The following is a 13,741-nucleotide window of genomic DNA, read 5'->3' as shown; positions in this document are numbered from 1 at the left end:
GCGGCGGCATGGCGGTGCCCGTCCGGGCGCCGCCGCGCGGCCTGCCGGCCCGCCTGCGCGGCGCCCCGGCCCGCGCCGCGGCACCGAAAGGCGACGCAACGGCGGCCCCGGCCGCCCGCGCCGCGTACAATAGTGGACTTTTGCACGTCCTCACCCGCCTTATGTCCTCGCCCACCCTGTACGAATTCTTCGCCCCCTGCCCGCGCGGCCTCGAAGCGGCGCTTGCCGCCGAGCTGGCCGAAATCGCCGGCCGCCACCTGAACGGCGCGCCGTTCACCGCGGGCGCGCAGGTGCCGGGCGGCGTCCACTTCAGCGGCGGCTGGGCCGCCGGCATGGCCGCGAACCTCCATTCGCGGATCGCGAGCCGGGTCCTGCTGAAGATCGCGCACCGCGCGTACCGCAACGAGCAGGACGTCTACGCGCTCGCGCTCGAGCAGCCGTGGGAGCGCTGGTTCGCGGCGACGCAGACGCTGCGCGTCGACATCACCGCGATCAAGTCCCCGCTGAAGAGCCTCGAATTCGCGACGTTGCGCGTGAAGGACGCGATCTGCGACCGGATGCGCGACAAGACCGGCGCGCGCCCGAGCATCGACACCGGTGCGCCGGACGTGCGCGTGTTCGCCTTCCTGACGGCGGGCGAGTGCACGCTGTATCTCGACACGTCGGGCGAGCCGCTGTTCAAGCGCGGCTGGCGTCTCGACAAGGGCGCGGCGCCGCTGCGCGAGAACCTCGCGGCCGGCATCCTACGCCTGACGGGCTGGACGCCCGGCACGGCGCTGTACGACCCGATGTGCGGCAGCGGCACGTTCCTCGCGGAAGCCGCGCAGATCGCACTCGGCGTGGCGCCGGGCGTCGAGCGCCGGTTCGGCTTCGAGAAGCTCAAGCAGTACGACATCACCGCGTGGCAGGGGCTGAAGGTCCCGGCGCTGGACGCGAAGCGCGCGGCGCGCGGCAAACGCGGCGAAGCGCTCGGCGTGTACGGCAGCGACATTTCCGGCGACATGCTCGAAAAGGCGCGCGCGAACCTCGAGCGTGCGGGCGTGCCGTCGGTATGGCTCAAGCAGGTCGACGCGCGCGGGATGACGCCGCCGTGCGACGGCCCGGGCATCATCCTCGCGAACCCGCCGTACGGCGAGCGGATCGAGGTGCGCGGCCGCAGCGCGCGCGGCGAGGTGCGCGAGACGGGCCGCAACCGCGGCAACGACGACGCCTTCCGCCGCACCCACACCGACGCGCCCGACAGCGAGTTCTTCAACGCGCTCGGCGATGCGCTGAAGCAGCGCTTCACCGGCTGGCAGGCGTTCCTGCTGACGTCCGACCGTTCGCTGCCGGGCCAGCTGCGGCTGCGCGAGTCGGCGAAGACGCCGCTGTTCAACGGCGCGCTCGAATGCCGGCTGTTCCGCTTCGACCTGATCGCCGGCAGCGTGAAGGCGCGCCCGGCCACACCGGAAGGCGACGCGTAACCTGCATCATGATCGCCACGGGGCCGCCGGTACGGCCCTGCTGCGGCACCTGGAACGCCGCCGTTACCGCACCCGCGGCAACGGCGGCGTTTCGTTTCAGTGCGTCGAGCACGCCCGGCGCCCCATCGTGAACGGCAGTGCCTGCCCCGTCTCGAGCAGCGTCTTCAGGCTCGACCGCACGACCGGCCGGCCGCCGCGAATCCCGCGATCCATCTCCGAGCCCGGCACCAGCCCGTCGTGCGCGACGGTCAGCTTCACGACGCCCTCGTGCGGCTCGACGAGACCGGTCACGCGCGACGCCTCCCCCTCCCCTGACGGCGGCGTGCGCCACGTGACGACCAGCCGGTGCGGCGGATCGTTCTCGCTCCCTTCGCCGACGATGTCGACCCGCGACGGATCGTCGTAGTCCCGATGCTCCCGGCGCGAGCCCGTCGCACAGTTCGGACAGCGTCCGCCCGCTTTTCGCGTGCAGCAAATCGAGCACCCGCCGGCGCGTGGCGTCGGCCAGCGCCTTGAAAACGAGATCCATCCCACTCCCGGGTCAATGGCCCTGTTACGCAACCAAGCAGTTGCATGTCAGGGGTGACAACTCTACTGACAATACGGTGTCAGCAGGCCGCGATCACACTGCAATCCCGGCGCAATGCAAGGCTGGTTTCCGCACCGAACCCGAACAACAAACAACGCAACAAGGAGCTCGTCATGACGTCTGCAACCGCCAATGCCACGCTGGAGCGCGCGATCGCGTGGTTCGACATTCCGTCCCTCGATTTCGACCGGGCGATCCGCTTTTACGAAACCGTGCTGCAGACGACGCTGCAGCGCGCCGTCATCGGCGGCGTGCCGATGGCCACGTTCGACCGCGACGCATCGAGCACGGGCGGCAGCATCGTGTTCGACCCACAGCAGCTGAAGCCGAGCGCGAACGGCGTGCTCGTCTACCTGAACGCCGGCGAATCGGTCGTCGCGGCGCTCGAACGCGCGAAGCGCGCGGGCGGCGTCGTGCAGGGCTCGGTCGTCGAGCTGCCGAACAACTACGGCTACGTCGGCTACCTGATCGACACGGAAGGCAACCGCGTCGGCCTGCACGCGCCGAAATGCCACTGAACGCGGCGGCCGTCGGGCCCGCGCGGCGCTATCATCGCGAAGTCCCCACTGCCGTTGGAATCGAGGTGCCGTCATGACGCGCCGTGCCGACCGCCTGTTCCAGATCGCCGAGCTGCTGCGCGGGCGTCGTCTCACGACCGCGCAGCAACTGGCCGACTGGCTGTCGGTGTCGCCGCGCACCGTCTATCGCGACGTGCGCGACCTGCAACTGTCAGGGGTGCCGATCGAAGGCGAAGCCGGCATCGGCTACCGGCTGAACCGCAACGCCAGCCTGCCGCCGCTCACGTTCACGGCCGAGGAGCTGGCGGCGCTCGCCACCGGCGCACGCATGCTCGAGACCTGGGGCGGTGCGCGCTTCGCGAGCGGCGCGCGCTCGGCGCTTGCGAAGATCGCGTCGGCGATGCCGGCCGACAAGCGCACGGCGCTCGACCGCCTGCCCGTGTTCGCGCCGTCGTTCCACATCGACGAGACGTTTTGCGCGAAAGTCGACGCGATCCACCAGGCCATCGACACGCGCCACGTCGTCAGCTTCGGCTACCGCGACCGGCTCGGCGCGCATTCGCAACGCCGCGTGTGGCCGCTCGGGCTCGTCTACTGGGGCGGGCGCTGGACGATCGGCGCGTGGTGCGAGCTGCGCGACGATTTCCGCACCTTCGACATCGCGCGGATGGGCGACATCACCGTGCACGAGCAGTTTCCGGACATGGAAGGGCGGCGGATCGCCGACTACATGCGGATCGCGGAAGCGCCGATGCGCTGACGCGGCACGACGGCGGGCGCGTTGCGCGCCGCCGCTGTCCCTGTTCCGGGCCGCCAAGCGGCGCCCCGCCAACCTTACCCGCCGAACACCACCGTCCGCTTCGGCCGCTCGTCGACGTGCAGCGAGAACACGTCGGGGCGCGCGTAATGCCCGACCACGTCGAAGTCGTAGCGCGCCCGCACGAGTTCATCTGTATCCATGCGCGCGGTCACGAGCCCGGCTTCGCCGATCAGCGGCTCCGTCAGCAGGTCGCCGAGCGGCCCGACGATCACGCTGCCGCCGCGAATCAGCGGCCGCTCCGGATCCCAGCCCGGCACGTCGATGCCGAGCGCGCGCGGCGACGGCTGCACCTGGCATGCGCTGACGACGAAGCAGCGCCCTTCGTGCGCGATATGCCGCATCGAGCTCTGCCAGACGTCGCGCTCGTCGACGGTCGGCGCGCACCAGATCTGCACACCCTTCGCGTACATCGCGCAGCGCAGCAGCGGCATGTGGTTCTCCCAGCAGATCGCGGCGCCCGCGCGGCCCGCGGCCGTGTCGACGACCGGCAGCGTCGAGCCGTCGCCCTGCCCCCAGATCAGCCTCTCGGTGCCGGTCGGCATCAGCTTGCGGTGCTTCGCGACGAGCCCGTCGCGCGGATCGAAGAACAGCGCCGTGCAGTACAGCGTGCTGCCGCCGCGCTCGATCACGCCGACCACGAGGCTCGCGCCCGTGCGCTGCGACAGCGCGGCCAGCTCGTCGGTTTCCGGCCCCGGCACGTCGATCGCCTGCGCGGCGTAGCGCGCATACGCGTCGCGGCCTTCGGGCAACCGGTAACCGAGCCGCGTGCCGAAGATCTCGCCTTTCGGATAGCCGCCGAGCACGGCCTCGGGCAGCACGACGAGCGACGCGCCGCTGTCGCGGATCGCGGTTTCGTAGCCGAGGATCGTGTCGAGCGTGGCGCGCGTGCCGGCGGGCGATGCGCCGATCTGCAGCGCGGCGATGACTGACGTGGACATGAAGGCGTCTCCGGTGAATGGGGTAACGCCATCTTTATCGATAAGATGTCATCGATCAAATCGATAGAACGATAAGTGTCATGAATGCAGATGATATCGCCGGCCTCGACCTGAACCTGCTGAAGGTGTTCGAGGCGCTGTACGAGGAAGGCGGCGCGAGCCGCGCGGCGCTGCGGCTCGGCCTCACGCAGTCGGCGGTGAGCGCGGCGCTCGCGAGGCTGCGCGTGATCTACGCCGATCCGCTGTTCGTGCGCACCGGCCGCGGGCTCGCGCCGACGCCGCGCGCGGACGAACTGAAGCCGATTCTGTCCGACGCGCTCGACCGTTGCCGCGAAAGCCTCGCGATCGCGGCCGACGGCGGCGACCGCATCGGCCGCACGATCTCGATCGGGCTGTCGGACGACTTCGAGATCGCGCTCGGCCGCGCGCTGATCGACGCCGTCGCGCGGGAAGCCGCCGGCATCCGGCTGATCTTCCGGCAGACGCACAGCGGCATCGCCGGCGACGCGCTGCTGCGCCACGGCGTCGACCTTGCCATCGCATCCGGCGGCTTCTCGGCGAACGGGCTCAGCCGTCGCGCGGTCGCGACCGGCGGCTATGCGTGCCTGATCGACCCGGCCGCCAGCCCGAAGCCGCCGCGCACACTGACGCTCGCCGATTTCCTGCGGCGCGACCACCTGCTCGTATCGTCGGGCGGCGTGATCGGGATCGTCGACGAGGCGCTGGCGACGCTCGGCCACAAGCGGCGCGTCGCGGCGTCGACCACGCATTTCGCCGCGTTGCCGTACCTGCTCGCCGGTTCCGACGCCGTCGCGACGATTCCCGCGCACGCGGCACGCGCGATCGCGCAATCCACCCCGCTGCGCGCGCTCGCCTGCCCGGCCGACTTGCCGCACTACCCGGTCGAAATCGGCTGGCGCACGAGCACGCAGCGCGACCCGGCGATCGTGCGCGTACGCGACACGATCGCCGCGTGCGTCGCCCATCTCGTCGTGCCGTGAAATCGGCAACCCAGACGAATTGAAAGGGTCTGATTCGTTTAGCGCAGCGACCGGCAGCGTTCGGGCGCAACCGGTAAAATGCCGAACCATGAAACCCGAAATCTGGACCCCGCATGTGACGGTCGCCGCGCTCGTCGAGCACGCCGGCCGCTTTCTCATGATCGAGGAAGAAACCTCGTCGGGCCTGCGCATCAACCAGCCGGCAGGCCATCTCGAAGCCGGCGAAACGCTGGCCGACGCCGTGATCCGAGAAACGCTCGAGGAAACCGCGCACCCGTTCACGCCCGACGCGCTCGTCGGCGTCTATCTCGCGCACTACGACCGCCCCGGCACCGCCGGCGCGACCTACCTGCGCTTCACGTTCTGCGGCACGGCCAGCGAGCCGATCGCAGGCCACGTGCTCGACGACGGCATCGTCCGCACGCTGTGGATGACCGCCGACGAGCTGCGCGCGTGCGGCGAGCGTCATCGCTCGCCCGCGGTGATGCGCTGCGTCGACGATTACCTCGCCGGGCGGCGCATTCCGCTCGATTTCGTGCACACGCATTCGGTCGCGCCGCGCCCCGAAGCATTCGAACGTCAGGCGGTCAACAAATGAGCAAGCGCCGTGTAGTGGTGGGCATGTCGGGCGGCGTCGATTCGTCGGTGACCGCGTGGCTGCTGAAGGAACAGGGTTACGACGTGGTCGGCCTGTTCATGAAGAACTGGGAAGACGACGACGACGGCGAATACTGCTCGACGCGCCAGGACTGGATCGACGTCGTGTCGGTGGCCGACCTGATCGGCATCGACGTGGAAGCCGTCAACTTCGCGGCCGAATACAAGGACCGCGTGTTCGCCGAATTCCTGCGCGAATACTCGGCCGGCCGCACGCCGAATCCCGACGTGCTGTGCAACGCCGAGATCAAGTTCAAGGCGTTCCTCGATCACGCGATGTCGCTCGACGCGGAAATGATCGCGACCGGCCACTATGCGCGCGTGCGCGAGCGTGACGGGCGTTTCGAACTGCTGAAGGCCTTCGATCATACGAAAGACCAGTCGTACTTCCTGCACCGGCTGAACCAGGCGCAGCTGTCGAAGACGATGTTCCCGCTCGGCGAGATCCCGAAGACGAAGGTGCGCGAGATCGCCGCGCAGATCGGGCTGCCGAACGCGAAGAAGAAGGATTCGACCGGCATCTGCTTCATCGGCGAACGGCCGTTCCGCGATTTCCTGAACCGCTATCTGCCGACGAAACCCGGCCCGATGAAGACGCCGGACGGCAAGGTCGTCGGCGAGCATATCGGCCTCGCGTTCTACACGTTCGGCCAGCGCAAGGGCATCGGCCTCGGCGGCAGCAAGACCGGCAACGGCGATCCGTGGTTCGTCGCCGCGAAGGACATCGCGTCGAACACGCTGTACGTCGTGCAGGGCCACGATCATCCGTGGCTGCTGGCGCGCGAGCTGGTCGCGGGCAACGTGAGCTGGGTCGCCGGCGAACCGCCAGCCGAAGGTTTCGCGTGCGGTGCGAAGACGCGCTACCGGCAGGCCGACGCGGCGTGCGCATTCGGCGCCGCCACGCCCGGCCCGGCGGGCGAAGCGCGCTTCTCGCTTGCGTTCAACGACGCGCAGTGGGCCGTCACGCCCGGCCAGTCCGCCGTGCTGTACGACGGCGAGATCTGCCTCGGCGGCGGGATCATCGAATCCGCGCTGTCCGGCAACGTGCAGTCGAACGAAGCACCGGCCCTCGCGCTCGCCCGCTGACGCACTGCCGCCGGCGCCGCCGCGCAAGCGGGCGCCGGCCGGACGCGGCCGCGCCGCTCATCGCATGTTCCGTACCGACGCGTCGTAGCGCTCGCGCGCCGCGTCCAGCTCGGGAAAATGGCGCTCGGCCCAGCGGTCGAGCGCCACGAGCGTCTCCACGAGCGACCCCGCCACCGCCGTCAACCGGTACTCGACGTGTGCGCGCCGCGCCGCCACCGCGATGCGTTCGATCAGCCCGTTGCGCTCCAGCTCGCGCAGCGTCTGCGTCAGCACCTTCTGGGAAATCCCGCCGATACGCTTGAGCAGCTCGCCATTGCGCAGCGGCCGCTCGGCCAGCGCCGGCAGGATCAGCAGCGACCATTTGCCGGCGACCAGCGCGAGCGCATCGCGCGCCGAGCAGTCCGCCGCATAGACGTCGCCGGGAAATGCCATGGTTACCTCCGGGTGCGTGATTGCGCGGCCCCACCGCCGCCGGCCATCATCGTCGCACACTCCCGGAGCCCGCCATGCATGCGCTGATCGTCGTCGCCCATCCCGAACCGCAGTCGTTCAACGCCACCCTCGCCAGCGCGGCGGCCGACGCCTGGCGCGCCGGCGGCGATACCGCGACGGTCGCGAACCTGTACGCAGACGCGTTCGACCCGCGCGAAGCGCCGCACCATTACGCAGACCGGCTCGACACCGCCCGCTTCGACGCGCAGCGCGAGCAGCGCCATCACTGGGAACGCGGCACGCTCGCGCCCGAGATCGCGCATCACGTCGGCCTGCTGAAGCAAGCCGATGCGCTGATCCTCCAGTTCCCGCTGTGGTGGTTCGGCGCGCCCGCGATCCTGAAGGGCTGGATGGATCGCGTCTTCGTCTACGGCGGCCTTTACAGCAGCCGGCAGCGCCACGATCGCGGCGTGCTGCAAGGGCGGCGCGCGTTGCTGAGCGTCACGACCGGCTCGTCGGCCGCCGCCTGCGCGCCCGATGGCCGTGAAGGCGATACCCGCCTGCTGCTGTGGCCGATCATGTACGCGCTGCGCTACGTCGGCTTCGACGTGCTCGAACCGCACCTGATCCACGACGTCCGCGGCGGCCTGGCGGGCGACGCCGCGCGGCGGCAGGACGCGCGCCTCGCACGCTGCCTCGTCGACTACCGCACGCGGCTGCGCGACTGGCCCGCGTGGCCGCGCGTGCCGTTCAACCGCGACGAGGACTTCGACGACGACGCCCGGCTGAAGCCCGGCACCCCGGCGTACAGCCCGTTCATCCGCCCGGCCGAGGCCGGCCGGTAGCCGCCGGCTCGGCAACGCGAGCTTCACGACACCCGTAGTAGACTCTCGACCATCGTGGGCGCCGGCGGCGGCGGGTACGGCACGGGCAGCATGCCCGCCGGGCCTGCGCGATGCCTCGGGCGCCGACCTGCCGGCCGCCGCGCGATCCTGGCGACGTGACGGCCACCCAGACAATTACGATGGAGTCCCCATGTTTTCCCGACGCTATATCGCGATGTGGTGCGCGGTCCTGCTGTTCGTGGCCGTCGCGGCGCTCGCCGCCCGGCACACGATCGCGTGGCTGTGGCTCGTGATCCCGGCCGCCCTCGTCGCGCTCGGCCTGTACGACCTGAAGCAGGACCGCCACGCGATCCTGCGCAACTACCCGCTCTGGGGCCACTTCCGCTTCCTGTTCGAATTCATCCGACCTGAAATCCGCCAGTACTTCGTCGAGGACGACACCGACGAGAAGCCGTTCTCGCGCGCGCAGCGCAGCCTCGTCTACCAGCGCGCGAAGAACGTCGCCGACAACCGCCCGTACGGCACCGAGCTGAACGTGAAGGCCGTCGCGCACGAATGGATCAGCCACTCGCTCGCGCCGACGAAGCTGCCGAACCACGATTTCCGCATCCGCGTCGGCGCGAACCGTGCGCAACCGTACGACATTTCGATCTTCAACATCTCGGCGATGAGCTTCGGCTCGCTGTCCGCGAACGCGATCCGCTCGCTGAACCTCGGCGCGAAGAAAGGCGGTTTCGCGCACGACACGGGCGAAGGCTCGCTGTCGAAGTACCACCGCGAGAATGGCGGCGACATCATCTGGGAAATCGCGTCCGGCTACTTCGGCTGCCGCAACGACGACGGCACCTTCAACCCCGACAAGTTCGCGAAGCAGGCCGCCGATCCGCAGGTCAAGATGATCGAGGTGAAGCTGTCGCAGGGCGCGAAGCCCGGCCACGGCGGCGTGCTGCCGGCCGCGAAGATCACGCCGGAAATCGCCGAGACGCGCGGCGTGCCGATGGGCAAGGACTGCATCTCGCCCGCGACGCATTCGGAGTTCTCGACGCCGCGCGGGCTGCTCGAATTCGTCGAACGGCTGCGCACGCTGTCGGGCGGCAAGCCGACCGGCTTCAAGCTGTGCATCGGCCATCCGTGGGAATTCTTCGGGATCGCGAAGGCGATGCTCGAAACCGGCATCGTGCCGGACTTCATCGTCGTCGACGGCGCGGAAGGCGGCACGGGCGCGGCGCCGCTCGAATTCACCGACCACGTCGGCGTACCGCTGCAGGAAGGGCTGCTGCTCGTGCACAACACGCTCGTCGGGATCGGCGTGCGCGATCGCGTGAAGCTCGGCGCGAGCGGCAAGATCATCACCGCGTTCGACATCGCGCGTACGCTCGCGATCGGCGCGGACTGGGTGAACTCGGCGCGCGGCTTCATGTTCGCGGTCGGCTGTATCCAGGCGCAGCACTGCCACACCGATCGCTGCCCGACCGGCGTCGCGACGCAGGACCCGGTGCGCCAGCGCGCGCTCGTCGTGCCCGACAAGGCCGAGCGCGTGTACAACTTCCACCGCAATACGCTGCATGCGTTGCAGGAACTCGTGCAGGCGGCCGGCCTCGCGCATCCGTCCGAGCTGCGCGCGCATCACATCGTGCAGCGGGTCGCGCCGCATGAAGTGCGGCTGATGTCGCAGTTGCTGAAGTACCTGAAGCCCGGCGCGCTGCTCGACGGCCAGACCTGCGGCTTCTCGCTGTACGACAAGTGGTGGCCGATTGCGCGCAGCGATTCGTTCACGCTCGGCGAAGCCGTGTACGCGTCGATCGAATGACGCGGGCCACCGCCCCCGCTGCGGGGCGGCCCGGCAAAAAGAAAAGCGCCCCGCGGGGCGCTTTTCTTTTGTCTGCCGAATGCGTGAAACGCGTGAATGCGTCGCGTGCGGTTCAGTTTTGCGGCAGCGTATCGGCGAACGACGGCCGCTGCAGCAGCTTCGCGAAGTGCTTGTCGAGGTTCGGGTGGCGATCGCGCCAGTTGAGCTCGGGCATCCGGAAGTCGAGATAGCCGAGCGCGCAGCCGAGTGCGATGTCGGCGAGCGTGTAATGATTACCGACGCACCACGTCTTGCCGCCGAGGCCCTGCGACATCGCGACGAGGCCGTCGTCGATCTTGCGTTGCTGGCGCGCGATCCAGCTCGCGCTGCGCTGCGCCTCGTCACGCATCGTATGTTCGACGCGAATCGTAACCGCCGCGTCGATCACGCCGTCGCCCAGCGCTTCCCAGCACCGCACCTCGAGGCGCTCGCGGCCCGACGGCGGAATCAGCTTGCCGACCGGCGACAGCGTATCGACGTATTCGCAGATCACGCGGGAATCGAACACCGCGGCACCATCTTCCATCACGAGGCACGGAACCTTGCCGAGCGGATTCGACGCATGAATATCCGTCTCCGGCGCCCACACGTTCTCGAGCTCCAGCTTGTAGTCGATCTTCTTTTCAGCCAGCACGATCCGCGCCTTGCGGACGTACGGGCTGCTGAGCGAACCGATTAATTTCATCATCTGCCTTTTTAAGGGAACCGCCGAGAGTATACGTTGTCGCCGATCATAACCGGCCGGCGTCGCGCGACAGAAAATCGCCCGGACGGCCTGTGGATGGTTTGCAACAACCGCCGCGCGGGCCTTCCGGGGCGGCTTCCCGCCCCCCTCTCTCACGCATGGCGTCCCGCGGCGCTACAATCGCACGAATGAACGCGCCCCTCGATACCGCCATCGCCGTCGACGTCTACCGCCAGCGCCGTGAACGCGTGCTTGCCGCACTGCGTGCCGCTGGCGGCGGCGTCGCCATCGTCCCCACCGCGCCGGAAGTGCCGCGCAACCGCGATACGGACTATCCGTACCGGTTCGACAGCTACTTCCACTACCTGACGGGCTTCAGCGAGCCGGATGCCGTGCTCGTGCTGAACGCGGCCGCACCGCACGGCGCGCCGGAGTCGATCCTGTTCTGCCGCGGCAAGAATGCCGACCGCGAAATCTGGGAAGGCTTCCATTACGGGCCCGAAGCCGCGCGCGACGCGTTCGGCTTCGACGCGGCATTCGCGGTCGACGTGATCGATACCGAGATGCCGCGGCTGCTCGCCGACGCGGGCACCGTGCACTACCGGTTCGGCGCATCGGCCGACTTCGAGCGCCGGCTCGCGGGCTGGCTCGACGCGGTGCGCGCGCTGGCGCGCACGGGCGTCGCCGCGCCGGACGCGATGCTCGACCTCACGCCGCTGCTCGACGACATGCGGCTCGTGAAGGACGAGCACGAGCTCGCGATCATGATGCGCGCCGCGCACATCTCCGCCCTTGCGCACCGCCGCGCGATGCAGGCGTGCCGCCCCGGTATCCGCGAATACGAACTCGAAGCCGAATTGCTGTATGTGTTCCGCAAGCACGGCGCGCAGTCGCCCGCGTACGGCTCGATCGTCGCGGCCGGCGCGAACGCGTGCGTGCTGCACTACCCGGCCGGCAACGCGGCCGCGAAAGATGGCGACCTGATCCTGATCGACGCCGCGTGCGAACTCGACGGCTACGCGTCGGACATCACGCGCACGTTCCCGGCCAACGGGCGCTTCTCGCCCGCGCAGCGCACGCTGTACGACATCGTGCTCGCCGCGCAGCAGGCCGCGATCGACGCGACGCGCGCCGGCGTGCCGTTCGAGGCGCCGCACGACGCCGCCGTGCGCGTGCTCGCGCAGGGGCTGCTCGACACCGGCATCCTCCCGAAAACGCGCTTCTCGACCGTCGACGACGTGATCGCCGAGCGCGCCTACGCACGCTTCTACATGCATCGCACCGGCCACTGGATCGGCATGGACGTGCACGATTGCGGCGACTACCGCGAGCGGCTCGCCGAGCGTGACGGCAACGGCGTGCTGCCGTGGCGCACGCTGAAAGCCGGCATGACGCTGACGATCGAGCCCGGCCTGTACGTGCGCGCCGCCGACGACGTGCCGCCCGAGTACTGGAACATCGGCATCCGCATCGAGGACGACGCGATCGTGCGCGAGCACGGCTGCGAGCTGATCACGCGCGGCGTACCCGTCGCGGCGGACGAGATCGAAGCGCTGATGCGCGCGGGCGCATGACCGGCTGCCGCCGACCGTTACCTCCGTTTCACGAATCAAGATGACGACCGCCTCCTCCCCGGCCACGCCGGACTACGATCTCGCCATCGTCGGCGCGGGCCCCGTCGGGCTCGCGCTCGCCGGCTGGCTCGCGCGCCGCAGCGCCACGCAGCACGCATCGATCGCACTGCTCGATGCACGCGAACCGGCCGCGAGCGCGAACGATCCGCGCGCGATCGCCGTGTCGCACGGCAGCCGTGTGCTGCTCGACACGCTCGCGTGGCCCGCCGACGCGACGCCGATCGAACATATCCACGTGTCGCAGCGCGGCCATTTCGGCCGCACGCTGATCGACCGCGACGAACACGACGTTGCCGCGCTCGGCTATGTCGTGCGTTACGGCTCGCTCGTGCAGGCGCTCGCGGGCGCCGTGCGCGGCACGCGCGTCGACTGGCTCACGTCGACCACCGCGCGTGCGCCGCAGCAGGATGCCGACGGCGTCACGCTGACGCTCGACGGCCCGCAGGGCGCGCGCACGCTGCGCGCACGCGTCGTCATCAATGCCGAAGGCGGGCTGTTCCACGAACAGCAGGCCGACGCCGGCAAACATCGCCGCGACTACGGGCAGACCGCGATCGTCGGCACGGTCACGGTATCCGCGCCGCGCCCGAACGTCGCGTGGGAACGCTTCACGCACGAAGGCCCGCTCGCGCTGTTGCCGCTCGGCGGGCCGCGCCAGGCCGAGTATGCGCTCGTCTGGTGCTGCACGCCCGACGAAGCGGCGCGCCGTGCCGCGCTGCCCGACGATGCGTTCCTGCGCGAGCTCGGCCGCGCATTCGGCGAACGCATGGGCGCCTTCGTCGCGATCGCGGGCCGCGCCTCGTTCCCGCTCGGCCTGACCGCCGCGCAAACGCTCGTCAACGGCCGCGTCGCGATCGTCGGCAATGCCGCGCAGACCCTGCACCCCGTCGCGGGCCAGGGGCTCAACCTCGGGCTGCGCGATGCGCATACGCTCGTCGACACGCTGTCCGCGCAAGGCTTCGAAGCCACCGCGCTCGCCACCTTCAACGCGCGCCGCGCACTCGACCGGCGCTTCACGATCGGCGCAACCGACACGCTGGCGCGCCTGTTCACGATCGACTCGGGCCCGCTCCCGCTGCTGCGCGGCGCGGCGCTCACCGCGCTCGAGTTCGTACCGCCGCTCAAGAAGGTGATCGCGCGCCAGATGATGTTCGGCCAGCGCAACTGACCCGCGGCGCGCCCAGTCGCGCCGCTCAAACCGGGTCAAATCGGCGGGGCATGGGA

General features: G+C 69.8%; 14 protein-coding genes. 10 read left to right on the top strand and 4 right to left on the bottom strand.

Annotated elements, in window-relative coordinates; all coding sequences use genetic code 11:
* Window positions 1-161 precede the first annotated feature (161 nt).
* The gene (locus CFB41_RS03215) at window positions 162-1,463 is read left to right on the top strand and encodes a class I SAM-dependent RNA methyltransferase (RefSeq protein ID WP_039361417.1); all 1,302 of its coding nucleotides are present in this window, start codon (window positions 162-164) and stop codon (window positions 1,461-1,463) included.
* Window positions 1,464-1,559: 96 nt separating this feature from the next.
* On the opposite strand, the gene CFB41_RS38030 is transcribed toward CFB41_RS03215, so the two are convergent.
* The gene (locus CFB41_RS38030; protein WP_373558611.1) at window positions 1,560-1,997 is read right to left on the bottom strand and encodes an SRPBCC domain-containing protein; all 438 of its coding nucleotides are present in this window, start codon (window positions 1,995-1,997) and stop codon (window positions 1,560-1,562) included.
* Window positions 1,998-2,165: 168 nt separating this feature from the next.
* Between CFB41_RS38030 and CFB41_RS03205 the strand changes: the two genes are divergently transcribed.
* Window positions 2,166-2,570 (top strand): VOC family protein, encoded by a 405-nt coding sequence (locus tag CFB41_RS03205; protein WP_089439251.1) that lies wholly within the window; start codon window positions 2,166-2,168, stop codon window positions 2,568-2,570.
* Between the two features lie 73 nt (window positions 2,571-2,643).
* Window positions 2,644-3,330, top strand: a complete 687-nt coding sequence (locus CFB41_RS03200; RefSeq protein ID WP_069746174.1) for a YafY family protein — start codon at window positions 2,644-2,646, stop codon at window positions 3,328-3,330.
* Window positions 3,331-3,404: 74 nt separating this feature from the next.
* Here the strand turns inward: CFB41_RS03200 and CFB41_RS03195 are convergent, their stop codons facing one another.
* Complete coding sequence (locus CFB41_RS03195; RefSeq protein WP_089455597.1) at window positions 3,405-4,328, bottom strand: carbon-nitrogen hydrolase family protein; 924 nt, start codon at window positions 4,326-4,328, stop codon at window positions 3,405-3,407.
* An 80-nt stretch (window positions 4,329-4,408) separates the two neighbouring features.
* Here CFB41_RS03195 and CFB41_RS03190 point away from each other — a divergent pair, with 80 nt between their 5' ends.
* From CFB41_RS03190 to mnmA, 3 genes are all read left to right on the top strand, one after another.
* Window positions 4,409-5,329: a LysR family transcriptional regulator gene (locus CFB41_RS03190; protein ID WP_089455596.1), complete on the top strand. Its 921-nt coding sequence runs from the start codon at window positions 4,409-4,411 to the stop codon at window positions 5,327-5,329.
* A gap of 88 nt (window positions 5,330-5,417) precedes the next feature.
* Window positions 5,418-5,927 carry an NUDIX hydrolase gene (locus CFB41_RS03185; RefSeq protein WP_089439248.1) on the top strand — a complete coding sequence of 170 codons (510 nt, stop codon included), beginning with the start codon at window positions 5,418-5,420 and terminating at the stop codon, window positions 5,925-5,927.
* A complete protein-coding gene (gene mnmA, locus CFB41_RS03180; RefSeq protein ID WP_089455595.1) occupies window positions 5,924-7,072 on the top strand; it encodes a tRNA 2-thiouridine(34) synthase MnmA in 1,149 nt (382 codons plus the stop codon). Before CFB41_RS03185 ends, mnmA begins: the two co-directional genes overlap by 4 nt.
* 57 nt (window positions 7,073-7,129) lie before the next feature.
* Here the strand turns inward: mnmA and CFB41_RS03175 are convergent, their stop codons facing one another.
* The gene (locus CFB41_RS03175) at window positions 7,130-7,504 is read right to left on the bottom strand and encodes a helix-turn-helix domain-containing protein (protein ID WP_089424511.1); all 375 of its coding nucleotides are present in this window, start codon (window positions 7,502-7,504) and stop codon (window positions 7,130-7,132) included.
* Window positions 7,505-7,578: 74 nt separating this feature from the next.
* Here CFB41_RS03175 and CFB41_RS03170 point away from each other — a divergent pair, with 74 nt between their 5' ends.
* Both CFB41_RS03170 and CFB41_RS03165 read left to right on the top strand, forming a co-directional pair.
* A complete protein-coding gene (locus CFB41_RS03170) occupies window positions 7,579-8,349 on the top strand; it encodes an NAD(P)H-dependent oxidoreductase (RefSeq protein WP_089455594.1) in 771 nt (256 codons plus the stop codon).
* 190 nt (window positions 8,350-8,539) lie between these two features.
* Window positions 8,540-10,159, top strand: a complete 1,620-nt coding sequence (locus CFB41_RS03165) for an FMN-binding glutamate synthase family protein (protein WP_039361434.1) — start codon at window positions 8,540-8,542, stop codon at window positions 10,157-10,159.
* A 112-nt stretch (window positions 10,160-10,271) separates the two neighbouring features.
* Here CFB41_RS03165 and CFB41_RS03160 read toward each other — a convergent pair whose 3' ends face one another.
* Window positions 10,272-10,886, bottom strand: a complete 615-nt coding sequence (locus CFB41_RS03160) for a glutathione S-transferase family protein (RefSeq protein WP_089455593.1) — start codon at window positions 10,884-10,886, stop codon at window positions 10,272-10,274.
* Between the two features lie 185 nt (window positions 10,887-11,071).
* Between CFB41_RS03160 and CFB41_RS03150 the strand changes: the two genes are divergently transcribed.
* Together CFB41_RS03150 and CFB41_RS03145 are read left to right on the top strand one after the other, a co-directional pair.
* Window positions 11,072-12,457: an aminopeptidase P N-terminal domain-containing protein gene (locus tag CFB41_RS03150; protein ID WP_089455592.1), complete on the top strand. Its 1,386-nt coding sequence runs from the start codon at window positions 11,072-11,074 to the stop codon at window positions 12,455-12,457.
* A gap of 40 nt (window positions 12,458-12,497) precedes the next feature.
* Complete coding sequence (locus tag CFB41_RS03145) at window positions 12,498-13,685, top strand: UbiH/UbiF/VisC/COQ6 family ubiquinone biosynthesis hydroxylase (RefSeq protein ID WP_089455591.1); 1,188 nt, start codon at window positions 12,498-12,500, stop codon at window positions 13,683-13,685.
* Window positions 13,686-13,741 lie beyond the last annotated feature (56 nt).

The sequence above is a fragment of the Burkholderia sp. AU33803 genome, assembly GCF_002223095.1.
Taxonomy (GTDB): Bacteria; Pseudomonadota; Gammaproteobacteria; order Burkholderiales; family Burkholderiaceae; genus Burkholderia.
The sequence above is the reverse complement of the archived record's forward strand: the minus strand, read 5'-3'. Positions and strand labels throughout refer to the sequence as shown.

Excerpts from the sequence above, each read along its gene's own strand:
- CFB41_RS03215 (WP_039361417.1), top strand. The coding sequence starts at position 162 with ATGTCCTCGCCCACCCTGTACGAATTCTTCGCCCCCTGCCCGCGCGGC.
- CFB41_RS03205 (WP_089439251.1), top strand. The coding sequence starts at position 2,166 with ATGACGTCTGCAACCGCCAATGCCACGCTGGAGCGCGCGATCGCGTGG.
- CFB41_RS03200 (WP_069746174.1), top strand. The coding sequence starts at position 2,644 with ATGACGCGCCGTGCCGACCGCCTGTTCCAGATCGCCGAGCTGCTGCGC.
- CFB41_RS03195 (WP_089455597.1), bottom strand. The coding sequence starts at position 4,328 with ATGTCCACGTCAGTCATCGCCGCGCTGCAGATCGGCGCATCGCCCGCC.
- CFB41_RS03190 (WP_089455596.1), top strand. The coding sequence starts at position 4,409 with ATGAATGCAGATGATATCGCCGGCCTCGACCTGAACCTGCTGAAGGTG.
- CFB41_RS03185 (WP_089439248.1), top strand. The coding sequence starts at position 5,418 with ATGAAACCCGAAATCTGGACCCCGCATGTGACGGTCGCCGCGCTCGTC.
- mnmA (WP_089455595.1), top strand. The coding sequence starts at position 5,924 with ATGAGCAAGCGCCGTGTAGTGGTGGGCATGTCGGGCGGCGTCGATTCG.
- CFB41_RS03175 (WP_089424511.1), bottom strand. The coding sequence starts at position 7,504 with ATGGCATTTCCCGGCGACGTCTATGCGGCGGACTGCTCGGCGCGCGAT.
- CFB41_RS03170 (WP_089455594.1), top strand. The coding sequence starts at position 7,579 with ATGCATGCGCTGATCGTCGTCGCCCATCCCGAACCGCAGTCGTTCAAC.
- CFB41_RS03165 (WP_039361434.1), top strand. The coding sequence starts at position 8,540 with ATGTTTTCCCGACGCTATATCGCGATGTGGTGCGCGGTCCTGCTGTTC.
- CFB41_RS03160 (WP_089455593.1), bottom strand. The coding sequence starts at position 10,886 with ATGATGAAATTAATCGGTTCGCTCAGCAGCCCGTACGTCCGCAAGGCG.
- CFB41_RS03150 (WP_089455592.1), top strand. The coding sequence starts at position 11,072 with ATGAACGCGCCCCTCGATACCGCCATCGCCGTCGACGTCTACCGCCAG.
- CFB41_RS03145 (WP_089455591.1), top strand. The coding sequence starts at position 12,498 with ATGACGACCGCCTCCTCCCCGGCCACGCCGGACTACGATCTCGCCATC.